We start from the raw sequence: 25,702 nt of genomic DNA on the forward strand, positions 1-25,702 counted from the left end.
TTTAACTGGCGCCGAGGATCATCTGGCAGTTCACGATAGTGCCGGGTCATAGCCGTCCCATCTGGGCACGCTTCGTCATGCATGAGATGACCGGCCTGCGTTTCCACATCGCGGCCTTCGAGGCTCTCGGCGGCGCTCCGCGGGAGTGCTTTGCGACCGGATGAAGACTGCCGTCATCGGTGAGCGTCAGACAGAAGGCATCGTCTATAAACCATGCCACCACCAGCCTTAGCCCCAACCAAAGCCACGCGGACGGCCGCTGAAACATCCTAGTTGGTGGGATCCCACACCGCAGGCGAATCCATCACCTCCTGTCCTCCGATAGTCTCCAACGAGCTGGGAGAAACTGCTGATCCAGGCTGAATGAAGACTTTGTGTGGCATTCCCTGGCGACGAGCTTGCTGCCCCTCTCCCGGCGTAGCTGGCTGACCCAGTGCTTGGCATAGACATTGCAGGGGATGAATGCGGCGGTAACTCGTTGGGGTCGGAAGTCGTCAAACTGCTTTCCTAGGCGTCGGCATTGCCTACCGAGCACCTCGCCAGACGGAAGCACGATCGATCTGGCACGTATGTATGCGTACGGGATCATAACCATAGAGGAGTTGAAACGATGGCGGATATTCTTACATCTCTAAACCCGCTCCGGTGGATTGAAGCGCCATCCACGGAACTGGAGAGCCAAGTGACCCAAAGTCTATTCCCGATGTTCCAACGCTTGGCGGAAGCGGGCGCTGAAACCGCTAAAATTCTGCAGGTTGCCTTATTGCGCCGCGTGCAAGTCATGTGCGACAGCCACTCTACCCGCCAGGGAAAGCTCTTTACTGAGGCCGAACGTCTTGCCGAGAGTCTACGCGAGGTGCACGGCAATGGGAATTTGGGCTACGCTTGGGCGGAATACCTGCGCGACGCTAGTGAGCGCGCCATATTGTGCATGGATCTTCTCCGACAGCGCGGCGACATCTTCCTCGAACATGAAGCGGCAGGCTGTCCGCCGGTTTTCTTCTGCGACTACGAGACAGTTATGGATGGAAACGATCTGCCCTTGAAATCCAATTACGTGTTACTTCGAATGATCCCGCCCCAAGGTGTTAACGTCGATGACACGAAGCGCCCCTTCATAATCATTTGCCCGCGCGCCGGACATAGTCCCGGCGTCGGTGGCCACAAAGAAGACAGCCAGGTCGGCGTAGCGTTCCGGGAAGGTCACCCGGTTTATTTGGTGTCCTTCCGCCGAGAGCCAGAGGGGGGGCAGTATCTCTCTAATGTCACGTATGCGGAAGCGGCCTTTGTTCGTGAGGTCATGCGCCTGCATCCGCTTGCCCGCCTTCCAGTCGTAGTCGGCAACTGCCAAGCTGGCTGGGCTACCCTTCTGATGGTTGCGACAAATCTCGACTTAGCTGGCCCGATCATCCTCAACGGATCGCCGGTGACACCTACCTCGGGAAATATCGGTGAAAATACCCTCCGCTACATGGCGGGCCTCTTCGGGGGAGCTTGGATAACCATGTTTTTGTCAGATCTGGGCGGAGGCATCTTCGACGGCGCCCATCTCGTACAGAATTTCGAAACGCTCAATCCCGAGCGCCAGTTATTCATGAAGTATGTCGAACTGTTCCGAGATGTGGATGCGGCGAGCGAAGCCTTCCTTAAGGCTGAGAAGTGGTGGGGCGGCTTCTGCCTGATGCGGGGAGACGAGATCCGCTGGATAGTTGAGCACCTCTTTGTTGGTAATCGACTGGCGCACAACAAGGCGTATGGGGAGCCGGACCGGCGGCATTTCGACCTTAAGAAGATCAGGGCGCCTATTATCATATTTGCCAGTCATGGCGACAATGTCACGCCGCCGCAGCAGGCGCTGAATTGGATCCCCGAAATCTATGACAACGAGGAGGAAATCCGCCTTCTCGGCCAGCACATTATTTATATGGTACACAACGACGTCGGTCACCTCGGTACATTCGTTTCCTCGAGAGTAATCAACAAAGAATACAATGAGGTTGCAAGCACGCTCGAGGCAATTGAGGCGTTGTTGCCTGGCCTTTACGAGATGCGCATCACGGACATTCAAGAAGATGCTGGACACAAGAGCTATAGTGTTGAACTGATCGAGCGCACCTTCGAGAATATCCGTGAGTTTAACGATGGCCATGACGATGGAGGTCCCTTCGCTGCCGTCGCCCGCGTCTCTGAACTGCAAGCGCAGATCTATCACACAGTTGCCCGCCCCTTTGTGCAGGCCGCGGTCACAGACATCTCAGCAGACGCCAGCCGAATGTTCCATCCAAAGCGGCTGGAGCGATCGCTGCTGTCTTCTCAGAATCCGATCATGGTTGGCTATAAGTCAATTTCAGAGCAGGTACGGAACTCCCGGGCGAACGCAGCAGCGGAAAATCCTTTCCTGGCTGCGGAAGCGCTCTATTTCAAGGCTGTCGAACAGGCGATCGTGGTCATGCGCGACTGGCGCGACATGGGTTATGAGCTCGCGTTTCACATGATCTGGAACAACCCTTGGCAGCGATATTTTGACAATCCCCACGAAGCATACCGCAAAGGGACGACACTTGACGATATGAGATGGCAGCCGGACATCGCCAATGCGCTCAGGAGGATCGCGATCGGCGGACTCGCCGATGCCATCATCCGTATGGTCGTACTCCTGGTGAGCGATCGTGGCGGGATCCGACGCGACCGCCTGGCGCGCTGGTCACGGGTGCTGACCGAGGACGAGCCCTTCCGCTCACTAAGCGCTGATCATTTGGCCGAAATCACTCGCGTGCAGACGGCTATCGTCACCTTTGAGCCGGAGCAAGCAATGGAGACGCTGCCGCTGTTGCTAACGGAACCGAGGCAACGGCAACTCGCTTATGCAGCCGCTTGCTATATCCCGGGCTCCAGGGCGGAGATGTCATCGAGTACTGTTGCCATGCTACAGCGCTTCGCGGACGTGCTTGGCCAGCCATCGATCGTCGATGTGATTGAGGATCCGCTGGCAGTGACATAGTTTGTTCGTAGAGTAGCGTCTCGATCTCACCGAATCACATAATTATTGGTTTTCGCTCGTTGGTCACGGAGGCGCTTGAAACAATTCCATCGCAAATTCAGCCAGGACCGCAGATCGGAAAATTGCCATTGGACATCCGTCCTTTACAACGCAACGATGCCGTAATCCGGTTCAGTGATCGGGCCGGCAGAGGGCGGATTGAAACTGTGGAGGAAGGCTCTCGTCATAGGGCTGGCGCTCGCTGCAAATCATCGTGATCGAACGCACTGGCCATACGGTTGATCTCGGCTGACCGCGCACCGACCGCCTTGGCGGTCTCGCGCCACCTTGCGGTGTCGCGACTTCCTTAATGATCGCGCGAGCCTCGGCGAGCGTTAGGGCGTAGAGCCCTGCAGCTTCTTCCAGCAGGTCAAGGGAGCAGGTGCCTTCATCAAGATCAATGTTTGTCGTCAGCGCGCGCGCCTTGACATCCGTAGGCACTGGATTGAGGTCATAGGCAGGGGACAACGACCAGCTGGCTTTATTGAGCCACAGAAAGCCGTGATTTTTCTCCCCAGGCGGGCTGCAGCGAGAAGCGGCCGGGGTCCTCGAGCCAGGCACGATCATACTCAAACACGATTGTTTCGGCACCACGGGCGCGATTGCTCCGGGCCAGATGGGACGTGTGCGGCCGTGAAGGTCGAGATGAACTTCGAAATCAGCCATCGCGTGACGATCCCGGTGATCGCCTTGGGTGAGCGTGCTTGGGCAACTCTGCATTGGCCAGAGACTGGCCGACGCTGTCGTTACGGAGGTCGGCGACTTGGCTCAGCCCATCTAGCAGGCCGAGTGCCTGGAGGACGCCTGCATAGATGCCGATGCTGACATTGGTGTCGCCGGCCTCGATCTTTTGAAGCGTTGAGCGTGAGGTGAAGGCACGTTCGGCTACTACCGCCATAGGCAGGCGGCGACGTCGACGTGCGTCGTGGATGTCTGCGCCCAGTTTGCGCAGCGCGCGCCGCACAGCGGCCGGAGCGTTGTGAGGTGTCGGAATTTGTCACCTTCGCACTACAGATTGCACTAGATATGTAGCACGAAGGTTACAATTTTTCAAGAGAGATGGTCAGAGAGAAAAGTGGTTAGAATGGGAATCGCGGGAGCGATAGCGCAAGTACGAGCCAGGCTGGCAGGCGAAGAAAGATGGCGGATCTTGAGGTGCTCAAGATCGATGCCGCCTCCGGACTGGAAGCGCGATCGGAACCACTATCGTCTGCTGATGCGGCTTTTGCCGATTGCCAAGCTGCACCCGGCCCTTAGTCGAACGGGTGCTCCTGGAAGATGCGGTGGTGTCGGTGACCGTGGACACCTCGTCGATCAGGGTCGCAACCGTGGCTGGTTTTGAGAAATCGGCGGGCGGACATTGTCGGCCATCAGGACACCAATTGAACTAGGCCATTTGGACTAGAATTTCCACTTATGGCGCGCCAACCGATCGGTTCCTCATGGATCGGGAAGCCGACCTCTACACAGCGGGCTCAATCCTCTAGAATAGTTGCTAATGACCGCTCATCAGACAATCTGATTGAAAGTTCCCCGCGAAGCAGCCATATATTTAGCTCAAATTCATTAGTGCTACGTAGGACATTGATCATGGTAGATGTGGAGCTGCAGGTCGCTCGGCAAAATGCCTCTCTTCGAGTGCAAGTCGAAGAAAGGCTCAGACAGGCTATTGCGACGGGCAAGTTCAAGCCGGGGCAAAGGCTCGTCGAGCGCGAGCTTTGCGAAATGATCGGCGTGGGTCGCACGTCCGTCCGTGAAGCGCTTCGGCAGCTTGAGGCAGAGGGATTGATCACAAGCTTCCCCCACAAGGGTCCAGTTGTCAGTATCATAACCTATGAGGAGGCCGCTCAGCTCTACACCGTCCGCGCGCTGCTCGAGGGGTTTGCTGGTCAGCAGTTCGCCGAAAATGGAACGGCGGAAGATATTGCCACTTTGCAAGATGCCGTTAGAGAATTCGAAGCGTCGGCGGAAAGCGGCGTGGGACACAGGCTCATCGCTGCCAAAAACGCCTTCTATGACTGCTTGATGGATGGCAGCAAAAACGTCTTCGTCAGGCAAATGCTAACATCGCTGCACAACCGGATCAATCTTCTGCGCATGACTTCGATGACACAACCGGGGCGCCTCAAACATAGCATTGCAGAAATCAAAGAGATTGCCGAAGCGATCCAAAATCGCAACGGACCCAGGGCTGCGGCCGCTTGTAAGCACCACATTGATATGGCTGCGAAAGTCGCACTCGAGTACCTGCGCAACAACACCTCAGGCTGATGCCATAAGATTTTCCGAAAATTGACAGATTGTCTGATGCTGGAGGTGGCCGGGTGTAATTAAATCCTTCAGGGCACGGTGCTTTTGACAACGCAACAACCTCTCTGGTGTCCATCGGACGATAAGATGGGTGCTGCTTGCACGGTCATTTTAAGTGAGGTGATTGAAGAAGCGACGGCAAAATTGGCGTCGTAGCGAGGGAGGGCCGGCCCAAGCATGAATTTTCCGATTGACAGATTGTCTGATAGGTCGTTAACTACTCCTCACTAACGGAGGTAGCTGATTGTGCTTGCCTCACATTCGGGAGCGGGACGTTGTCACCACGAAAAAATCTGCGCGTCGCCTTTATTGGTCTCGGCGCAATGGGCGGGCCGATGGCACAACATCTGTTGTCGGCTCAATTCGAAGTCACTGGCTTTGATCTATCGGCCGAGGCTAGGGAAAGGTTCGCGGCCGTCGGCGGCGTTCCGGCAGAGACGGTAGCGGAAGCATTCAATGGGGCCGATGTTGCGGTTACCATGCTTCCCAACGGCAAGGTTGTTCAAGACGCGCTCTTCAAGGATGGGGCCTGGCAATCCCTGAGTGCCGACGCGCTTGTCATCGACATGAGCTCATCGGCGCCCAATGATACTCGTGAGCTCGCAGAACGCTTGCATCAGAAGGGCTTGCGGCTGGTCGATGCTCCCGTGTCAGGCGGAGTGAAGCGAGCCGTCGAAGGCTCTCTTACTATCATGGCAGGCGGTGCTTCTGACGATATCGATCAAGCTGATCCCATCCTGTGCGCCATGGGCGGCCAGATTTTTAGGACAGGCCCGATCGGCTCAGGGCACGCCATGAAAGCCATCAACAATTTCGTATCGGGAGCCGGGGTTCTGGCAGCTATCGAAGGCGTTCTTCTTGGCCGAACGTTTGGTCTCGATCCTAGAACGATCGTCGATATTCTCAACTCGTCGTCTGGCAAGAACAACGCAACAGAAGTGAAGATGAAGCAGTTCATCCTCTCGGAGACTTTTGGCTCTGGTTTTGCTTTGGGGCTTATGGCGAAAGACATTAGGATTGCAGCGGACTTGTCGAAGGCGCTCAATCTCCAGCTGCCGACATTGGCCGGTACCGCTGATGCCTGGGATGCTGCTCGGCATGCTTTAGGCCCCGATGTCGACCATACGAAAATTGCGCAGTTCGTGAAAGATCAGGCCTGACCGCGAAAAACTACGCCAAACTGACAGTTGAAAATTGTCTGATAATCTGTCAAATATGATGAAGGGAGCGAAACCCAATGGCCACTTTGGACAGGAAAGATAAGGGGTCTAAGGCCGGCGAGCGAACAGCTCCATCGGAGCAGTTCAAGCGCGGACTTGCTACTCGTCGGCAGGTGATGGGGGACGCTTACGTTGATGCGGCCCTCGGAAAGGCGACCGACTTCACCTGGCCGATGCAGGAACTCGTCACCGAGTATTGTTGGGACAATATCTGGAACCGACCTGGCCTCGACCGTCGCGCTCGATCGATCCTCAACCTTGGAATGATAGCGGTTTTAAACCGACCGCACGAGCTCAGAGGCCACATCCGCGGCGCCATCAACAACGGTGTTACGAAACAGGAGATCCAGGAGATCTTCCTTCAGGTGGCTATCTACGTTGGTGTGCCAGCAGGCATCGACAGTTTCAGGCATGCCCAGGAAGTATTCACCGAAATGGGCATTTGAGAATGTGCTGTCCCGTGAGGGGGCATGTACAACATGCGCGGAGTTCTCAGCGCTTATCAACAAGGGAGGAGCCTAAAATGGCGATAGATCTCAAGAAATTCATAGAATTCGTGCGGGAGGATTTCGAGTTCAAGCGCGAAACTCGTTATCTTAACGGTATATTAAAATGCGATTTCCCTACCCGCAGTGTAGCGCTTCATTTCGAGGACGGTACGTTGCTAAAGGTGGAAGAGGCCGAATACGACGACGACAAGTGCACTATCGTCATACGCGGGACCGGTTCACAGTGGGAGGCGCTGCTTCAGCACAAACCCTTGCCGTTTTATCAGTGCTTGCAGTCATCAAACATCAAGCATGGCCTCTACCTTAGCAGTAACAACGAAACCTTCGCGTATCTGCCTGCTCTCAACCGCATGACCACCCTGATGCGCAATGCCCGTTCTGAAGGAGCAGCAGCATGACCAAGTTTGACCCCATTATCGGCCGTTATCTCTATCTCACCGTAGAAGGTATCGAGTACCGCGTCTATTACGAAGAAGCGGGCCAGGGGATTCCGCTTCTCGTCGGTCATACGGCAGGGTCCGACGGTCGCCAATACCGTCATATGCTTTGCGATTCCGACGTGACGAAAAATTTTCGCGTCATCGCGTTCGATCTGCCGTATCACGGCAAGTCCCTTCCCCCCTACGGCGTTCGCTGGTGGGAGAAGGAATACAACATGACCAAGAAGTTCATGATGGACTTCCAGCTCGAACTCTCAAAAGCGCTCGACCTAGACCGCCCCGTTTATTTGGGCAGCTCCATGGGCGGCCATCTCGCGATCGACCTGGCATCGAACTATCCGGACAACTTCCGCGCCACGATCTCGGTCGAAGGTGCGTTGCGCTCGGCGGCGGAGTACGTCGACGTCGGTATGGCTGGCATCCGCAGGGAGTTCGACAATCCAAACGTCAATCGCACCTCCATCGGTGCGGCGATGATGCTGAATATCTCACCGTACTCGCCAGAAGCGAATGTCCGTGAAATCCAGTGGGAATACAGCTGCGGTGGACCGGGAATCTTCGCGGGTGATCTTTATTACTACTACTACGACCACGATGTGTCGCCAGAAGAAGCCAGCAAAATCGATACGTCGAAATGTATGCTATACTTCCTCACGGGCGAATACGATCCAAACACGTCCCCGGCCGATACCAAGATTGCTGCAGACCTGGTCAAAGGCTCCAAGTTTTGGACAATGGAAAAGCTCGGACATTTTCCCGTTACTGAGGACTATAGCGAGTTCCGGAAGTATCTGTTGCCGATTCTTGAGGAGATCCAACAGTCATCAGCAGCCCGGTCTAAGGTTGCCTGATCCTTTTCTCGGGAGGAGAACTTCAATGAGGTGCATTCTGAATGTCACACTTGGGGCGCTGATCTCGGTTAGCGCCCTGGCGACAACCGCTTACGCGGATGGTGTCGATCAGCTACCGGCTACAGAAAAGAAGATCTATGAAACTGTAGATCCGCAGATTCCATTGGGGGCGAGCGCCTACAAAGACTTCAAGCCCAAAAAGGGTCCTCCGTGGAAGATCGGCTATGCAAGCAGCTACGCTGGCAACACCTGGCGAGCCGCAGCTCTCGATGCGGTCATGAGCGATCTTTTACCGCGATCAAAGGCTGCGGGCCTGGTGTCTGATGTCGTGGTCACCCAGTCGGATCTTAAAGACGCCGTTCAGATCCAGCAGATGCGTCAAATGGTGGACGAAGGCGTCGATGCAATCATCATCTGCTGCTCGAACGTCACGGCTCTTAATCAGACGATCGAATATGCCTACAAAGCCGGTGTGCCGGTGTTCTCATTTTCGGGCTACGTGACGTCGCCATACGCCATCAATGGCGCGGCCAATCACGCGCAGGGCGGTGCCGAGATGGCGACGTGGCTGGCGGAAAAAATAGGAAAGAAGGGCAATATCCTTCTCGTTTCTGGTATTCCCGGTTTCGCTTCTTCGGACAGCTTTGACAAAGCGGCTAAGGAAGCACTTGCTAAGTACCCCGACATAAAGATCGTCGGTGAAGTTGCAGGGAAGTGGACCGACCAGGTGGCCCAGGTCGAAGTTCAGAAGTTTCTTGCGACGAACCCGACGAAGATTGATGGGATCCTCACGCAGGGGGCCCAAGAGAACGGCGTTCTCAACGCAATGCTGCAGTCAGGTCGAGACATGATCCCGATTACTCTCGGGGGGGAAGCTTCCGCCGCGTGCTACTGGCGCAAGAACCCCGAGTTTGTGGACAGGAGTTTCCATATTTGGCCGCCGCGTCGCGAGATGCAACAGATGTGGGAGATCATGCTCCGCACATTGGAGGGACAAGGCCCTAAGGTTCAGTCCTTCCTTCGACCCGTCTTGCCTTACACCATCGATGAAGTCCGCGCGGCAATACCAGAAGATTGCGACTTGAACTCGACAGACTTCGTGGAGCCCAAGGCGGACGGGTGGTTTCCTGCTGCGATTGCTGCAGACTACTTCGAACGCCCGGCTAATCCCTGGAAGCCTGTGTCGAAGTGAAACTGTTCTGCCCGGTGGGTCTTGCCACCGGACAGAAGTTTCTCTTGTGGGAGGACCGCCTCGCGCGGCCGTTGGGATTAGAGGATCTCCGATGCAAAACCAAACTACGATCAAGTTGATCAATGTTGCCAAGTCTTTCGGCGAGACTAAGGCCTTAAAGAAGTGTGATTTTGAAGCCCGGGCCGGAGAAGTGCACGCCATCGTCGGAGAGAATGGAAGTGGCAAAAGCACGATGGCGAAGATCATGTCTGGAGTGTTGCACCCAGATTCCGGGAGCGTTTCGGTCCTTGGAGAAGAGATTTCGACTCCGACTGACGCCAAGCGCATCGGGCTGACAACGATCTTCCAGGAAGTGCTGGTGGCCGACGAGGCCAGTGTATTGGAAAACCTGTATGTCGGGCGCGACGGCATCTTCCGCTCGCAGGGCGGCAGTGGTCGGCGTACCGAGGCTGAGGAGATCCTGAAACGCCTCGTCGGCAAGCCCGTGGATCTCGATCAGAACGTTGGGGCATTGCCTCTGAGCGTCAAGCAATGGATAGTTATTGCGCGAGCGGTCTTGCGCAGGCCGAAGGTCCTCATCCTCGATGAATCGTCTGCGGCATTAGACCTCGATTCCACGATCCGCCTCCACGAGGAAATTGATCGTCTCCGTAGGGAAGGTGCGACCGTGCTGATCGTAACGCATCGGATCGCTGAACTTGTCCGCATCGCCGATCGAGCCACGATCCTTCGCGACGGCGTCACCATTGGTACGCTCGAGAAGCATGAAATAACTGAAGAGAACCTGCTTTCAATGATGACGCCCGCGGACCGAAACGCAAGCGACGCGAAGGCGTACGAATCAAAGCAAGTAGGCGCCGCCGCGCCGGCCGTGGTAGCGGTAAGAGACCTCGTTACTCACAGCGCGGCAGCGCCCTTCGATTTCGATCTACCGAAAGGAGCGATCATCGGTGTTGCAGGACTCGACGGGCAGGGGCAGGACGCTTTCGTACGCGCCGTTGCGGGTATCATCCAGCCTTTTGGTGGTAATGTCCAAGTCTGGTCATCCAGCACCGAGAGAATGAAAAAGGTCGCATCGCTCGAAGACGCTACCAAAGCAGGAATCTCGTATATTTCCGGCGACCGCAAGCGTGAAGGTATCTTCCCTCAGCAGAGCATCTTCGAAAATCTTGCCATCGGCGTCTATCGAAAGAACCTCGGTCCTCTTGGTATAATCAATAAGGCCGGCCTCAAACCCATGTTCAAACGCGAGGTGGATCGGCTCCGGATTAAGATTGGAAGTCCGGCGAACAAGATCACCTCACTGTCGGGCGGAAATCAGCAAAAAGTTTTGATCGGCCGTGCCTTTGCAAACGAACCGTCCGTCATCGTCCTTAACGATCCCGCTCGCGGTGTCGACCTCGGAACGAAGCGCGATCTCTACCGCGAACTGCGCCTGTTCACGGAGAAGGGTGGCAGCGTGATTTATCTATCAAGCGAAATCGAAGAGTTCATCGGCTTTGCGGACCGCGTCGACGTCTTCTTTGCTGGAAGGCTTTTCCGGTCGCTAGCAGGCGAGGACATAGCGGAAGAGCCAATCTTGGCCGCAATGTTTGGAAAATCGCCAAACGCCTCCATCGAGTTCGATCTGGAAAGGACTGCATGATGTCTGGAATCGCATTCCGTCAAATCACCCAGGACCGTTCCCTCTTCGTGCCGGCCGGCCTATTCATTGTCCTTTTGGTCGCCGTTGCCCTACGCGGACACGGGCTATTCACGAACAACGGCCTCGCAGGTGCAATCCTTGTCGCCACGCCCTTGATTCTAACGGCGCTTGCCCTCACCCCCATTGTCATGGCGGGTCGTGGAGCAGTGGACCTTTCAGTTGGCCCCTTGATGGGGTTCATCAACGTTACCCTTATTACCTGGCTTGTGGGTAACGGAATTACCAACCCTATCGCAGTGATAGTATGGGCAGTCGGCCTGGGAGCGGCATTCCAGCTACTCCAGGCGCTGGTTATCATTTATGTGCGTGTCGCTCCGATAATCGTTACGCTGTCGGGTTTTCTTGTCCTCTCCGGGTTGAACCTGATGGTGATGTCCCGACCGGGTGGAGTCGCGCCCGACTGGATGCTTAGCTGGGGGGCGGGGACCGACATCATGTCACCTGTTTTGCTGTTGCTGGTTGCAGCGTATGCATTATGGCTCCTTCTCAGGGGGACTATGTTTTACCGCAACCTTCGCATGACGGGTGCGGATGAGCGCATGGCGTATACGAGCGGCGTTCGAGTGGACGCAGTCCGCATCATCGCCCACGTTGTTGGTGGAGCATTCGCTGGACTTGCCGCCCTCAGCTACACGGCGCTGATCTCCTCTGGTGATCCGACGCAGGGCAGCACCTACACCCTTCAGGCTGTTACGGCCCTGGTTCTCGGAGGTGCGAGCCTCTCCGGTGGTCGTGGTGGAGCACTTGGATCTACGCTTGGCGCGATCAACATGTTCCTCATCTCCTATCTCCTCTCCACCTTCAACTTCGGCACGGTTTCGGGGTTCGTTACCCAGATGGCATTCGGCTTAATCCTCGTCGGATCACTTCTCGTGAACGTCTTTGTCATCAGTCGCCGCGCGGTTGTGTAAGGAGCAAGATAATGGTCGCGACAGTTATGAATTCCGAAATCAAATCGGCTCAGAAGTCTAACCCGCTCAAGGCTCATCGGAGCATCGTCATTGGCTTTGTTCTTCTGGCCTCTCTCTTAGCACTCGGTGCATTGCTGGTCCCCGGCTTCGTATCATCCCAAAACGCGCGTTCAATCCTTCTTCTCGCAGCGTTTCTGGGGCTTGCCTCCATTGGCCAGACCCTGTGCGCTCTGGTCGGTGCGCTCGATCTTTCGATACCATATATTATTGGAGGCGCGAACATCCTCCTTCCCAGCCTTATGGTCGCAGGTATTCCCGCTCCCCTCGCGATGCTGGTTGTCATGCTCCTCGGTGCGCTTGTCGGGGCCGCCAATGGCGCCCTGAGCTTCCGTCTCCAAGGGCAAGCGCTGATCATGTCGCTCGGAGTTGGCTTCGCGGCCGTCGGTGCGGTCCAGATCTACACCTCACTCGGCTCGGCGTTTGGTGGTACAGTGTTTGCTCCGGTACCCGAATGGCTGAGGAACATTTCGGCGTTCAACGGAAAGTTTTTCGGCCTGTCGCTGCCTCCGGTCATCGTGATCTGGGCTATCGTCGCCATCGCGCTTGGATGGTTCATGTACAACACCTGGTTTGGCCGCAGCATTTACGCCGTCGGCGGAAGCCGGACGGCGGCCGCCCGCCTCGGAATCTCCGAATTCAAGGTCTGGACCGTCATCCATAGCGTCAGCGGTGCCATGTCTGCAATCACGGGCATGCTGCTACTAGGGTTTTCCGGTGGTGGCTTCGTCGGCGTGGGCGACCCTTATCTTTTCACCACCGTAGCAGCGGTGGTGATTGGAGGGACGTCGCTTCTTGGTGGGGCGGGCGGCTATGGCGCGACAGTGCTCGGTGTTCTTGTCCTGACTGTACTGACCTCGCTTCTAGTTGGCCTCGGACTGAACTTTCCGGCGCAGCAGGCTGTCGTCGGTCTGCTCATCGTTCCGATGGTCGCGATATACGCACGGTCACCACACATTCGAAATCAGATATGATCAATGCATAGAAAGGAAGATCCATGGCAATCTCCAGCACCCTGCTAGGCCGTTTAAAGGACCAGACTCTCGTTCGCGAGCAGATGCTGGTTGGAGGAAAGTGGTCGAGCGAAGGGGTAAACGGCACACGCATCAACGTGCTAAACCCCTCCACGATGGACGTCCTTGCCTCTTTGCCTAGCGCTGGCCTTGCTGAAGTGCGAGCCTCTATCGATGCTGCAAAGGCTGCACAGAAGAAGTGGGCTAAGGTTTCGGCGAAGGAACGCTCGCTGATCATGCGGAAGTTCTACGAAGAGGTGGTAGCTAACGCTGAAGACCTGGCCGTAATTCTGACATCGGAAATGGGCAAGCCACTGGCGGAAGCGCGTGGCGAGATTGCTTACGGCGCTTCCTACATCGAATGGTTCGGTGAGGAAGCCAAGCGTGTCTATGGTGACACCATTCCAGGTCACCAGGCCGACAAGCGACTGCTTGTCATCAAGCAGCCGGTTGGCGTTGTGGCCGCCATCGCTCCTTGGAACTTTCCGTCGGCGATGGTGTGCCGCAAGATCGCGCCGGCGCTCGCGTCCGGCTGCGCGATCGTATTCAAGCCTGCTGCCGAGACTCCGTTATCGGCGCTTGCATTGGCGATCCTCGCGGAGCGTGCCGGAATACCCGATGGCTTGTTCAGCGTCCTCCCGACGGATAATGCAAGAATGTTTGGCGAGGAGGTCTGCTCCAACCCGGTCGTCAAGAAACTGACCTTCACCGGTTCGACCGAAGTTGGCCGTATCTTGATGGCGCAAGGCGCCCAGAAGATCATGAAGCTGAGCCTGGAACTCGGCGGCAATGCGCCGTTTATCGTTTTCGACGATGCAGATCTCGACCAGGCGGTCGAGGGGGCTATGCTTTCTAAGTTTCGTAACGCGGGTCAAACCTGCGTGTGCGCGAACCGTATTTACGTACAGAGCGGGATCCATGACAGGTTCGTCGAGAAGCTGGCAATGCGCGTGAGTGCCTTGCAGGTTCTTGACGGGTTTGAGAGCGGGGCGACGATCGGCCCGTTGATCAACGATGAAGCGGTAGCAAAGCTCTATGGTCATATCGATGACGCTGTGACCAAGGGTGCGACTGTCGTGGTTGGTGGTGACCGCGATGCTCGCGGAGGCACGTTCGTCCAACCAACGCTTCTCTCGGGTGCCACAAAGGATATGAAGGTTGCGCGTGAGGAAACCTTCGCGCCTCTGGCTCCGGTGTTCAAGTTCGATACTGTCGAGGAAGTCATCGAACTCGCGAACGATACGGAATTCGGCTTGGCAGCCTACTTTTTCGCCAACGACCTCAGGAACGTTTGGAAGGTCACAGAGGCGCTGGAATACGGCATGGTTGGCGTGAACACGGGTCTGATTTCCACCGAATTAGCGCCATTCGGCGGCGTCAAGCAATCCGGCTTCGGCCGAGAGGGCTCAAAGTACGGAATGGATGACTTCTTATCCATGAAATACGTCTGCATGGGCGGGATCGGCGCATAGCGATCGCCCAAGGGTCGCTCGCCGACTGAACTTAAAGGGGGAGAGGTCTGTTGAATAGAGGCAGGACAGCAACATCCTCTCCGCCGGTTGCGAGGTCTCAAAAGGCTGGACTTTTCTAGAGGTTTCGCGGGAGCTGTCCTACGGATCTTCCCTTCCGACCCCTTCTGGGGCCGGCCTTGCAGACGAGATTTCTGCCTGTCTTTTCGATTGTCGATCCTTCCGCCAATGCCCTACAAGGTAAGTCTTTCCCAGATAGCTTGTAGCCTTCGAAGAGGTAACACGACATGAACGAGCTGTTGCACCGTGGCGTTGTCGTTTCAACGTATCGGAGTCCTGAGCAGGAGCATGATCACCACCCGATCGATGCACGCGTTCGTCCTGAAATCGATCAGGCCGACGATGCTGCACGTGCCAGCGTGGAGGGTCAAGCGAAAGCCATTCGCGTCAACCAGCGACGCGTCAAGGTGTAGTTGTCGGCGGCCGCACCCTCAGTGTCGGTTTGACGTAGCCGCCGATCTTCGCCGGCGCCAGGCCTTTATGGTAGATCCGGATGCGTCCGGGTCATCCAGACGTCAAACGCGTAATGCAGGAAGAGATTCGATAGGATCGGGCTGACCACGCCCCCTTGCGGGGTACCACGCATCCGCTCAATGACTTCTCCGTTCTTTTCCATAGGCGCGGTCAACCATCTTTCGATGTAGAGCAGAGCCCAGTTGCATTTAACGTCTTTTCTGACCGTCTTCAGCAAGAGATCATGCGGAAGATTGTCGAACAGCTTTGATGTCGGATTCCGGATCAATCATCTGCTTGACCACCATCTGCGCGATCCGATCACTGACCGCCGATTCCAGATCTTGTAGAGATTTCTCGCAAGGTCTTTGTCAAACATCTCCAGGGTCTCACCGTCCACCCGGCTGCACCACGGTTGGCTTTGACCGCTTTGTAAGCTTCGTACACTTGCCGCTTCTCAATCCGAAACGGCTTGTCTGTCGTACCTATCGAAGTCCTGTTTCCAGTTGTTCCAAACAATACGACCACCTGATCCGATCCCTTTGCTCCGGCCCCATTACAGGGCCCTCAACGCTCATACGGATCGGTCCGCCCCAGTCTCCTGCATCGGTACTCTCGCCTTACGGTTTCTCCGCTTGGGCTTCTCCCTTGGCATCAGGAGCCTGGTTCCTGCAGTTCCGGGTGAAAGCCTGTGTCCAACTCACGCCCCCTCTACGCCGGTCGCCGCCCGCCCAATCATCAGGCACCCGGCGGACTTGTCCCAGGATGACGAAACAGTCCTGGTTTCGACGACGCTTATATTCATAACGGCGCGTCTTCGGAGGGTTCACTTTCGTTCGTCTTCGGACACGCACCTGCTCGGATCTCGTCCGAACTTTTCATCCGGCGCTCACCACCACGGCTCTTTACCGCAGCAGCTCGGACTGGTTTGAGACCCGCTCCTGAAAGCCGATCCCGGAGGGCCATCCTCCATCATTCACGCAGCTTCACGTTACGGGGTTAGCTCACACTGAACTCCTTCCGTGCCTCTGCAGCACACTTTCGTCGATGAAGATCAGTTTCTCCGGATCGAGGTCCAATTGACCATCGAACCAGGCGCGCCGGCGCTTCAGGACGTCCGGTCGGTCCTGCTCCAGTGCGTGTGCGGTCCTTTTTAAAGGTCCACCCACGGCTTCGAAGCCAAGCGCCAAGTGCGCTGCGGCTGATCTTCACCTGCCGCTCGACGGACAAGCGCTCAACCATCTCATCGAGCGTCACATCCCTACGCTCGTTGATCAACGCGACAACGAATTCCTCGTGTGCATCCACTGCCGAAGGTCGTCTCCAGCCCTGTGGCCGAGCAGTCAGCTCACCCTCTTTCGCTCTTGCAATCCAGCGGATCGCCGTCGAAATCCCAACTCCGAAACGAGCCGCAGCCTGTCGAGCCGACATGCCCGCCGCAGACGCTTTCAAAACCCGTATTCGAAGATCATCGCTCAGGGCCTGTCCCATCATCCACCTCTTCTCTGTGGAGTTGAATCAGCTTCGATGGACGCCGTCACATCACAATCGATTCATCGATCGCAGGACTTGCTCTAGGTCGCTCGTGGCGCGGCGAAACTCGGTTGCTGAAAACGATGATGCTCTTCGAACGGCGCCAAATGAAATTTTGCCGGCTGCATCCTCCTTGTAAGCGCGGACGATCCATTGGACGCCTGACTATCCTTAAAACGTCGTCTTTTTGCATTCGAGACGGGCAGGAAAGGCTTCATTAACCAACGCAACCAATAGGTATTCTCAGCTATGTCACAGACCCACAAGATTGATCTGCCGTTCGAATGAATGAAACGGCAATTGGAAGATTTGAGTAGACAAGTCGATCGTCCACCTCACCTAAAAGGTTTGCCTTTATGCCCAAGTCCATTAGACTCGCTTTATCTTTGATATTTGTTCTGCTCTCTCTTCTCGCGGCGGGCCAGGGCATCGTGAGTATCGTCAAGCTGCTGTCCATTAGGAGCAATATATCCGAAGTTGCCAGCAACTGGCTGCCATCGATCGATGTGATAAATCGGATCAATACGATCACCGGGGACTACCGCATCCTGCAGTTCAGGCTGGTGACAAACTCATCAGATTCGACGAGCCTTGCGCATAATATCACCACCTTCCGCCAGAAGATGGAGGATCTCGCGAATGCCCGTGGTGAATATGAGCCGATGGTGACATCCGGCGAGGAGCGTCAGGCCTATGACGCGTTCTCCGCTTTGTGGACGCAATATCAGGAGGATGGCGAGCGGATTGTTAAACTAATGCAGGCAGGCAAGAAGGATGAAGCATTTGCTCTTCTAACGAGTGACGCCACGACGAAACTGTATAATGATAGCGGAGCGCTCCTTGACCAGGATGTCGCAGTTAACAAGCGTGGTGGAGTCGCGGCCGTCGGAAACACGATGGGCGCCGTTTCATCGACGGTTTTGGTCACCATTCTTGCCATGGCGCTGGCAACTACGACGGGCATTATAGCCCTGCTTTACTGCATCCGGAAGATTACCGATCCGATCTCGCGGTTGACTACCACGATGGGCGTACTGGCAGATGGTAATCTCGACACTGAGGTTCCTTTCGCAATGCGCGCCGACGAAATCGGCAAGATGTCGAGAGCCGTTGAGGTATTCAAGCAAAACAGCATCAAGGCCCGCGATCTGAACGCGCAGGAGGCCGCGTTGCAGGCCAAGAGCGCCGACTTGCAGTCGAGCATTGCCGAGGTGGTGTCAGCCGCCGTAGCCGGTGACTTCACCCATCGCATCACCAAGAAATACGGCGATGCGGCTCTCGACCGTTTTGCAGGAAGCGTCAATGAGCTGGTCACCTCTGTTGACCGGGGCATCGCCGAAACTCGCCGAGTTATCTCAGCGCTTGCCGATGGGGATCTGACGGAAAACATGTGCGGCGAGTTTCAGGGAGCCTTTGGTGAACTGAAGAGTAATGTCAACGCCACCATGGCAGCCCTTCGATCCGTATTAGGCGAGGTTCGCTCCGCCGTCGACACGATCAACGGCGGAGCCGGCGAGATGCGCATCGCCTCAGGCGACCTTTCAAAGCGCACGGAACAGCAAGCCGCGGCCCTGGAGGAGACCTCTTCGGCGCTTGAGGAAATCACGGTGGCGGTAAAAAGCTCGACAGAAAGAGCCACGGAAGCCAGCCATATGGTCGATGAGGCACGCAGAAGCACCGAGCAGTCGAGCGCGGTTGTCAAAGACGCGGTCGCCGCCATGGGCCGCATCGAGCAGGCCTCGGATGAAATCGGCCAGATCATTAACGTCATTGACGAGATCGCCTTCCAGACCAATCTTTTGGCCCTTAACGCCGGCGTCGAGGCGGCGCGTGCGGGTGACGCTGGAAAGGGTTTCGCCGTTGTGGCTCAGGAGGTGCGTGAACTGGCACAGCGCTCCGCCACTGCCGCCAAGGATATCAAGGCGCTGATCAACCGGTCCGGCGACGAGGTCAAAACTGGGGTCAGGCTGGTAACGGCCACAGGCGATGCCCTTGGTCTAATCCGAGGCCACGTGATCAAGGTGAACGAGCACGTTCATACGATCTCGACGGCGGCACGAGAGCAATCGACCGGGCTGGCGGAAGTCAGCACTGCGGTCAACCAGATGGATCAGACGACCCAGCAGAATGCGGCGATGGTGGAAGAATCGACGGCGGCCACCAACCGGTTGGCGGATGAGGCTTCCAATCTGGCGCGGCTTATTGCGCGCTTCAGGCTCGACGGTTCGACTTTTGTACGGCGTGTTGCCCACCAGAACGGTAAGCCGGCCGCCTCGCCAGCGCGTGCCCTCTCCCAGAAGCTTGCCGGCGCCTTCGGCGGACGTACTACAGCCGCTGTCGCGACTAAGGAATGGGAAGAGTTTTAATGAATCATGTCATAATTCACCGCAGGATATTATCGGTTTCCATCTGGCAGCCAGCAGTTCTGCATGAAGACGACGTTGATCCCGGAAATCCGGGGGTTAGCAGAGGCGACGCCGCTGCCCCTAACGCATGTTCTCGGTTCAGGGATCTGCCGGTTCTGTCATTCCGGTGATAGAGCTTGCTGCCGAGATAACCAATCCCATCGGTCTAGCCACAGCGCCATTGTCGTCGTTGAGGTAGCAGATGGTATCATCGGCCCGGTCGTCGATCAGGTCTCTGGCATTCTATCGATCAACGGCGATCGGATCCAACCGGTTCGGACTTAGGCGCGACTTCGACCCAACCTTCAGCTACGGAATCACTCCGCTTGAACAAGGGATGGAATGCTCCCTTAGTTTTGAGCAAAGGTTTGGCACCAATCAGGACGCATCGCAGCTGCCTAGCAGACTTTTGCTTTTTCACCTTCCGCGACTGTCTTCCTTCAAGACGCGGAGTATTAACGAAATTCAACGAGAGTTCGAAGATGTCCAAAGTTATCGCAATCAATTTCGGGCAACAGGCTAAGACAGATACCCACTTAGAAAGCCACGAAGATGCACAGTCGCAGCGCCTGGAGCAAGAGCGGCTGCAAATGATCCAAATCACCAATCACCTTGAAGCACTGTACGCTCGGCTGCTGACCGTCTGTGGCGACAGACCGAAAAATTAAGGGCGCAGCGATGGTATAGCCCGGTGGAGCGCTGCGAACCACAGCGCCATCGCGAAGGGCTATTTCCGGGTCAGCTTTCGGGCGGAGAGGCCATCATATGCACTGTTTTAGATGGCAGTTCGCCGTAACGTCTCTTGTACTCTGCAGCAAAACGGCCGAGGTGTGTGAAGCCCCACTTAAGCGCTATTTCCGAAACGCTGATTTTAGCGCCGTTTTGCAGCAGTTCCTGTCGAGCTGCGCACATACGCAAGTCTCGGAGGTGCATTGTGGGGCTGGTATTACGAAATTGTCGGAAGCCGTGCTGCAAAGTCCGCACGCTGACCTTGGCCGCAGCGGCGATATCGTTAAGGGAAATGGGTTGAGCCATATGCTCTTCCATAAACTCCATTGCCCGTTTCACGTGGCGAGGCGTGGGAGACGGAGACGGACGACGAAGTTCATCGGTATAGCGATGCATACAGCTTTCGATCAAAAGGTACTCTATCGCGTCGAGGAGCGAGCTATAGGCCGACGGGCATTGTCGCAGAGCCCCCCCGGCACTGAGGCCGCGATGGGCAGACAGGGCTAGTTCTCGCATGAGCGTTCCCGCGCTCGATGCAAGATCAAGGGTCGGCTGAATTTGCAGATTTCCGCTGATCGTCCGATCGAGCATGCGAGAAAGCTTGTCACGCAAGGATTGCGTATCGATCGTCAATGACAGTTGAGATCTTATGCCATCTTGTCGGGCATTCAGCGGAGCATTTGCAACATGCGGCGACTCTACCTGTTGCCCAGACCAATGAAAGACTGCATTCCCGGACGCCGGCAGGAAGACCGTTACGACGTCAACTGGGGAATCTATCATGACCGAGAACGCCCCTTCATGATGGGCATCCGCAACGCCAAAACCATCAAGGGAAATTCGACTGCAGCGAGAGTTAAGCGATCTACTGTCGTGTTGAGCAAGGTCAGAGGACGCCAGGGGCGATGATATCAAAGGCAAAAGACGTTCGGGATCGGAGCCCTCGATAAAGTTGTCTTTCACTAAGGTCCCTTCATCGGGCTTGCTGAACAAACTTTCGGTCATCCAATATAAACCTATCTATGAACACCAACTCGCACATGCCGGGACTAGTTTTCCAAACCTTCAAAGCTCGAGACCGGATGGCGTGCGAGCGATTTTGATCGCGTACATGACCGATTCGGACCTTTGTGGAGGCCGGTTGAATCTCTCATTCCCTAGGCTTTCGTCATGGCGGATCATCACCAGCACCGACATCCACGTTCTCCCGCTCGAGATGGCCTCCTAGTTTTTCAGCGCTGCAGTTGGGAAGCCTCTAATGATGCGATGACTGGCTTCCACAAGCCTCGAACAGATTGACAGATTGTCTGATATACGTTAATGCTATTCCTGATCAAAGGCAAGGCAGCATCAGGGAAATCTGCCACGGTTCTAGTGGAGTTCCCGCACGGCAAATCAATCTAAAGATGCCTCCCAAGGCGAGGGGTGACGGGCTGCTTTCGATCGCAGCCCGTCACGGGAAGGGTGGGAGTGCTATGAGTGGGAGAGAACCTACGCCAACCGACCTTGGAGGCCGTTGAGTCGACACGGAGAAAAATGATTGTGCTGTAGGATGGCCCCACGATTTCGCCACACGCTGGTCCTCTTAACCTGCGCATCAGCATACTTCGGTTATGACGTATAAGAGAGGCACGCTCCAGGCTCAACACTCGGAGACGCAAAGACGTCGACGAGTTCTTTTGGCCTACTAAGCGAGGCGGTCGCGGCAAATATCAATGCGTAAGCCGCGCCTCGTCGCATTGAGTTGACTTTGCGCTCTTCTTAGCGGGTACGGACTCCGGGCGTCTGATTGGGCAAAAGAAGAGCTTAAGGACGAAACCTGATGATGGTCAAACAGCTTGTGCTGCCATAGGCGTGCTGTTGTCTGTGCCGCGCGAACGCGAAAAGCGCGATCAAATCGGAACGTGGCGGCGAGAGAAGACTAACAGGAAAGACCACATCAAACTCAACCGGGTGTCGGAATACCGATGCTTACGGCATTACGTGCATGAGGCCTCAAAATGACGCCGGTCTCGACCTGTGTCCGCCGAAAATCGCAAAAAGGAATTGACAGATTGTCGGACAAAAATTTTACTATATCGCCCGCGCATTGCTTGTTCGCGGGAGACGCAGCGACGGACCGGGAGTTATAAGTGCTAAACTTGGCCAAAAATGCACAAATTGTCGACCTTCTTAATCTGCCGGAAGCGGCGACCGGCGCGTGATACAAGCGTCTCTGACTCACAAGGCGTGTCATACTCCATCGACCGAGGTACTGGTTGAACGTGACAGTGACGCCAACATTTCTCCTGGGGAAAAAGTCTGTGTCTTGATAGGCGCGTCAAATCCTGTTGGTCTTTGTTTGGCGCGCTCATTTATAGAAAAAGGCTATCGGGTCGCCGTAGGCGACGCCAATCCCGCCGACTTCGCCTCCCTGGCTGAAGGCCAGGGAAACAATTTTTTACCGGTCAAAGTCAACCCGAACAGAGACGTTTACGTCAACTCAATGGCTGACCAGGTGTATTTGCGCTGGAGACGGGTCGACGTTCTGGTGAACATAGTTTTCCGCAGAAATGAAACAACCCAAACTGTAACGGGATCGCTATCCAGCGCGAATCTGGGGCTTGATGCCGTATCCAATCTAATCAGAGTTACAGGTGCCTTTAGCTCTCGACTTCAGGGCGCGGAGCTTGCCGTAGTGGACGTCGCATGGTTCGAAGAGACGACCTCGCTGGAAGCAGAAGCCGTCCTTCAAGCGGCGTTGCGCACTACTACCTCCGCAATTGCTAGGCAATATTTCGGTTCCGGGCTGAGGATAAATGCTGTACACGCCAGCGATGTGAACTCTACGTCTTCAAGCGAAAATGACGTGCTTCGAACAGTGATCCACGCCGTGCAATTCCTGGCGAATTCGGAACTGTCCGGAAAGCTGACAGGGAACGTGCTGGAGATCGATCCTCGGTGCAGATAGATCCACTCCCACGTTCTGATCCGGCAAATCTGCAGGTATTAACCTTCCGTTAAGTTTCTCGAAAGACGCAATGGGTAAGAGGTCAAATCCTAACAACACGTAAAAAAGTTTCGATTGTTTTAGTGAAACTCTTATCCATGTTCGTTCAGGCTCAAACATTACTATTCCAAAAGCGAGGCCCCAGCACCGTTTGAGCCCTTTGGAGGTAAGTATGTTCGTCGATCGCCTGTTGTCCACCTTTACCATAAGAGCAAAGGTGTTATTGGTACTTGTACCCTTGATCCTGATATTGGCGGCAGTTGGTGGGGTCGGCTTAAAAGCAACTGGCTTGCTTCAGTCTCGTCTTCGGCTTTCAAATGAGGTTCTTCAGACCTTGAGCGGGTTTCGAAGTGTCGCGGAAAGTATGAACCGCTTTTTGGCGCAAAGCTCAACGGAGTACCGAGATGAGGCGCTGACAAGTTTAAACGGGCAGAGCGCAACCATGCAGTCGCTCCAGGAAGCGGCGGCAGGTAGCGGGAGCGAAACTGGTGCGCTCGAAAACAGTGTATCGGCAATGTCCGTTATCTCGGGCAGCATCGGCCGCATGTGGTCTTTGCATAATGACGAGGAATCCGTTCGCAGCGACATTGTTTCCAACTTGTCGAAGATCAAGGAGGTCGGAGGCGCCCTTAAATTGGCTGCGGTTGATGTGCGCTCACAAGTACGCAATCAGGAGAACTCCGGGAAAACCATGCTCCGGGAGGCTACCCGCTCACTCGATACGGCATCAGTTATGCAACACATGGCGGAAGACTTGGTGAGCTTGCCGGACGGAGCGAAGCAGCCTCCGACTGTCGCCCAGCAAGGGCTTGTGATCAAAAAGTCGCTAAAAACAGTTAAGCGGGTAGTCTCGACTGCTGACGAGCAGGCCGTTACTAAAATTGAGAGGACTATCGCCAAGCTAATCGCCAACCCCGAATTTGTCGACCCTTCCACACGGCTTGCCGGCTCTGACCTACAGAGCTTTGCGACGAACCTGCGAGTGGATGCGATCCAGCACATGATTGAAGGAACAAATGCGATCCGGGCGTTGGATAAAGCGTTGACGGATTCCGAAATGCTTGTTGCGACGGCGACAACGATCGGCCAGGACGCCGATTCGATCGAAATCGAAATCAATAACCTGTTCCGTACAGCCAACGCAGAGAATCAGCAGCGCCTCGTTGAGCAACTTACAAAATTGGCGCGTGACACCGTGGCAGTTGGAGGCGTTGCCAGCTCGATATCTGGCTTCGATAAAATGCAGGAAGATCTATTCGCCCAGGTGGATTCTATCCAAGAGAACACAGAGAAGCTGGTCAAGATAGCGGAAGCCCGCCAAGCGCAATATTCTGAGGCGGACAAAACCGGCCAGGAGATCTGGAAAAACCTCGTAACCTTTGCAGCAACTCAGGAAAACGATGCTCGCAATGAAAGCAATCTTGCCCGCTTGCTGTCAACTATCGCCACAGTGTCCGGCGTCTTGGTAGCCTTGGCGGCTGGCGCCGGCCTGATGGCGACACTTCGCGCCCCGATCGAACGGATCGCGAAGCGCATGCAAGAGCTGGCAAAGGGCGATCTTCGATCGCAGATTGTCGGACGTGACCGGAGAGACGAAATAGGTGAAATGGCTCGCGCACTCGAGGTTTTCCGTGAAAATGCTGTCTCGAAGATGGACATCGAGACACGAACGGAAGCCGATAGGAAAACCGTTGAACAGGAGCGGATGGATCGTGAACGCGAACGCGCTCAGATGGAGGAGGAGGTCGCAACTGCCGTCACCATTCTAGGAGAGGCGTTATCTCGATTGGCGCGTGGCGACATCTCTCAAGAAATTGACCGCCAATTCCATCCCAATCTTGAGCCGCTGAGGCGCGATTTCAATCACTCGCTTTCGATCCTGAGAGAGACAGTGTCTCATATCGACGAGAATACCAATCAAATTCAATGGGGAACCAGCGAGCTTTTCAAAGCCTCAGATGATCTGTCGCGGCGAACTGAATTGCAAGCCGCCTCACTGGAGGAGGCTGCGGCCGCCGTCGAACAGGTGACGGTCACGGTCAGAAAATCATCCGAGAATGCCTATGAAACCCAGGCTTTCGTGTCCGTTGTTAAAGAACACGCCGAGGGTGCGGCAACCATTGTGACCGATGCGATCAACGCAATGGGCAGAATAGAAGACGCGTCCCACAAGATCGGCCAAATCATTGGTTTGATCGATACGATTGCGTTCCAGACAAATCTTTTGGCACTAAATGCTGGTGTCGAGGCGGCTCGTGCTGGAGATGCCGGAAAGGGTTTTGCAGTCGTAGCCCAGGAAGTGCGCGAACTTGCCCAGAAATCATCAGCTGCAGCCCGCGAGATTCGCCACCTGATTTCGGAATCCTCTTCGGAGGTGGCGATCGGCTCAGATTACGTGGGGAAAGCAGGTGAGGCGTTACACAACATAACGGCGTCGATCTTGAAGATTTCCGATCGGATTGATCAAATCGTCAATTCGAGCCGCGAGCAAGCGGCGTCCCTCGCCGAGATCAACAATAACGTCAATGTACTTGACCAGGGAACACAACAAAACGCTGCCATGGCCGAGCAGACAAATGCCGCGGCAAAGACTCTCTCGGATCAGACTAACGAACTCAGCGAGCGGCTCGCTTCATTCAAATTGACCGAAGATAAGTCGACGCGTCGGGTTAGGTTAGTGGCGTAAGCTACGCATCGAACGAGACTGCCACGCGTCGGATGGCCACTGTGATAGCGGCGTTCTACTGAAGGGAAATCCGCTTACGGAAGCGAAATCCGGCCTTAGGCTCTTGGTCTCCCTTTCGCCGCCCGTCTGA

The 25,702-nt window shown here is 55.6% G+C and carries 18 protein-coding genes and 4 pseudogenes; 17 read left to right on the forward strand and 5 right to left on the reverse strand.

Features of this window, described 5'->3' with window-relative positions:
• Positions 1 to 14 precede the first annotated feature (14 nt).
• Positions 15 to 208: pseudogene (locus AMC88_RS33320) on the forward strand (IS21 family transposase); the annotation flags it as partial.
• 402 nt (positions 209 to 610) lie between these two features.
• A complete protein-coding gene (locus AMC88_RS25795) occupies positions 611 to 3,001 on the forward strand; it encodes a DUF3141 domain-containing protein (protein WP_011053336.1) in 2,391 nt (796 codons plus the stop codon).
• 223 nt (positions 3,002 to 3,224) lie between these two features.
• Here the strand turns inward: AMC88_RS25795 and AMC88_RS32400 are convergent.
• Positions 3,225 to 3,550, reverse strand: a pseudogene (locus AMC88_RS32400) (HipA domain-containing protein); the annotation flags it as partial.
• Between the two features lie 148 nt (positions 3,551 to 3,698).
• On the reverse strand, positions 3,699 to 4,034 hold the full coding sequence (locus AMC88_RS32405) for a helix-turn-helix domain-containing protein (protein ID WP_081279418.1): 336 nt from the start codon (positions 4,032 to 4,034) through the stop codon (positions 3,699 to 3,701).
• A 596-nt stretch (positions 4,035 to 4,630) separates the two neighbouring features.
• Between AMC88_RS32405 and AMC88_RS25800 the strand changes: the two genes are divergently transcribed.
• The 11 genes from AMC88_RS25800 to AMC88_RS25850 all read left to right on the forward strand — a co-directional run bounded on the left by AMC88_RS25800 (position 4,631) and on the right by AMC88_RS25850 (position 15,190).
• Complete coding sequence (locus AMC88_RS25800) at positions 4,631 to 5,311, forward strand: GntR family transcriptional regulator (RefSeq protein ID WP_004668612.1); 681 nt, start codon at positions 4,631 to 4,633, stop codon at positions 5,309 to 5,311.
• A 314-nt stretch (positions 5,312 to 5,625) separates the two neighbouring features.
• A complete protein-coding gene (locus AMC88_RS25805; protein WP_004668614.1) occupies positions 5,626 to 6,510 on the forward strand; it encodes an NAD(P)-dependent oxidoreductase in 885 nt (294 codons plus the stop codon).
• Positions 6,511 to 6,587: 77 nt separating this feature from the next.
• Entirely contained in the window at positions 6,588 to 7,016 is a 429-nt protein-coding gene (locus AMC88_RS25810) for a carboxymuconolactone decarboxylase family protein (protein ID WP_004668619.1), read from the forward strand.
• A gap of 77 nt (positions 7,017 to 7,093) precedes the next feature.
• Positions 7,094 to 7,477 (forward strand): hypothetical protein, encoded by a 384-nt coding sequence (locus tag AMC88_RS25815; RefSeq protein ID WP_004668622.1) that lies wholly within the window; start codon positions 7,094 to 7,096, stop codon positions 7,475 to 7,477.
• Complete coding sequence (locus tag AMC88_RS25820) at positions 7,474 to 8,370, forward strand: alpha/beta fold hydrolase (RefSeq protein WP_004668623.1); 897 nt, start codon at positions 7,474 to 7,476, stop codon at positions 8,368 to 8,370. Before AMC88_RS25815 ends, AMC88_RS25820 begins: the two co-directional genes overlap by 4 nt.
• Before the next feature lie 25 nt (positions 8,371 to 8,395).
• Complete coding sequence (locus AMC88_RS25825) at positions 8,396 to 9,562, forward strand: ABC transporter substrate-binding protein (protein WP_004668626.1); 1,167 nt, start codon at positions 8,396 to 8,398, stop codon at positions 9,560 to 9,562.
• A gap of 91 nt (positions 9,563 to 9,653) precedes the next feature.
• On the forward strand, positions 9,654 to 11,207 hold the full coding sequence (locus tag AMC88_RS25830) for a sugar ABC transporter ATP-binding protein (protein ID WP_004668627.1): 1,554 nt from the start codon (positions 9,654 to 9,656) through the stop codon (positions 11,205 to 11,207).
• On the forward strand, positions 11,204 to 12,178 hold the full coding sequence (locus tag AMC88_RS25835) for an ABC transporter permease (protein WP_008534336.1): 975 nt from the start codon (positions 11,204 to 11,206) through the stop codon (positions 12,176 to 12,178). Before AMC88_RS25830 ends, AMC88_RS25835 begins: the two co-directional genes overlap by 4 nt.
• A gap of 11 nt (positions 12,179 to 12,189) precedes the next feature.
• Entirely contained in the window at positions 12,190 to 13,209 is a 1,020-nt protein-coding gene (locus tag AMC88_RS25840) for an ABC transporter permease (RefSeq protein ID WP_004668632.1), read from the forward strand.
• Positions 13,210 to 13,232: 23 nt separating this feature from the next.
• Entirely contained in the window at positions 13,233 to 14,720 is a 1,488-nt protein-coding gene (locus AMC88_RS25845; RefSeq protein ID WP_008534338.1) for an NAD-dependent succinate-semialdehyde dehydrogenase, read from the forward strand.
• A gap of 284 nt (positions 14,721 to 15,004) precedes the next feature.
• Entirely contained in the window at positions 15,005 to 15,190 is a 186-nt protein-coding gene (locus tag AMC88_RS25850) for a hypothetical protein (RefSeq protein ID WP_004668636.1), read from the forward strand.
• Positions 15,191 to 15,258: 68 nt separating this feature from the next.
• Here AMC88_RS25850 and AMC88_RS32410 read toward each other — a convergent pair.
• A pseudogene (locus AMC88_RS32410) lies at positions 15,259 to 15,801 on the reverse strand (reverse transcriptase domain-containing protein); the annotation flags it as partial.
• A gap of 460 nt (positions 15,802 to 16,261) precedes the next feature.
• Positions 16,262 to 16,721 (reverse strand): annotated as a pseudogene (locus AMC88_RS32415) (helix-turn-helix domain-containing protein); the annotation flags it as partial.
• 398 nt (positions 16,722 to 17,119) lie between these two features.
• Here AMC88_RS32415 and AMC88_RS25865 point away from each other — a divergent pair.
• Positions 17,120 to 19,129, forward strand: a complete 2,010-nt coding sequence (locus AMC88_RS25865) for a HAMP domain-containing methyl-accepting chemotaxis protein (RefSeq protein ID WP_004673275.1) — start codon at positions 17,120 to 17,122, stop codon at positions 19,127 to 19,129.
• A gap of 521 nt (positions 19,130 to 19,650) precedes the next feature.
• Positions 19,651 to 19,836: a hypothetical protein gene (locus tag AMC88_RS25870; RefSeq protein WP_004673279.1), complete on the forward strand. Its 186-nt coding sequence runs from the start codon at positions 19,651 to 19,653 to the stop codon at positions 19,834 to 19,836.
• Positions 19,837 to 19,906: 70 nt separating this feature from the next.
• Here the strand turns inward: AMC88_RS25870 and AMC88_RS25875 are convergent, their stop codons facing one another.
• Entirely contained in the window at positions 19,907 to 20,902 is a 996-nt protein-coding gene (locus AMC88_RS25875) for an AraC family transcriptional regulator (protein ID WP_004673281.1), read from the reverse strand.
• Positions 20,903 to 22,097: 1,195 nt separating this feature from the next.
• Here AMC88_RS25875 and AMC88_RS25880 point away from each other — a divergent pair.
• Complete coding sequence (locus AMC88_RS25880) at positions 22,098 to 22,847, forward strand: SDR family oxidoreductase (RefSeq protein ID WP_011053351.1); 750 nt, start codon at positions 22,098 to 22,100, stop codon at positions 22,845 to 22,847.
• Between the two features lie 211 nt (positions 22,848 to 23,058).
• Complete coding sequence (locus AMC88_RS25885) at positions 23,059 to 25,572, forward strand: methyl-accepting chemotaxis protein (RefSeq protein ID WP_008534365.1); 2,514 nt, start codon at positions 23,059 to 23,061, stop codon at positions 25,570 to 25,572.
• Positions 25,573 to 25,702 lie beyond the last annotated feature (130 nt).

It is taken from the genome of Rhizobium phaseoli, from assembly GCF_001664385.1.
GTDB lineage: Bacteria > Pseudomonadota > Alphaproteobacteria > Rhizobiales > Rhizobiaceae > Rhizobium > Rhizobium phaseoli.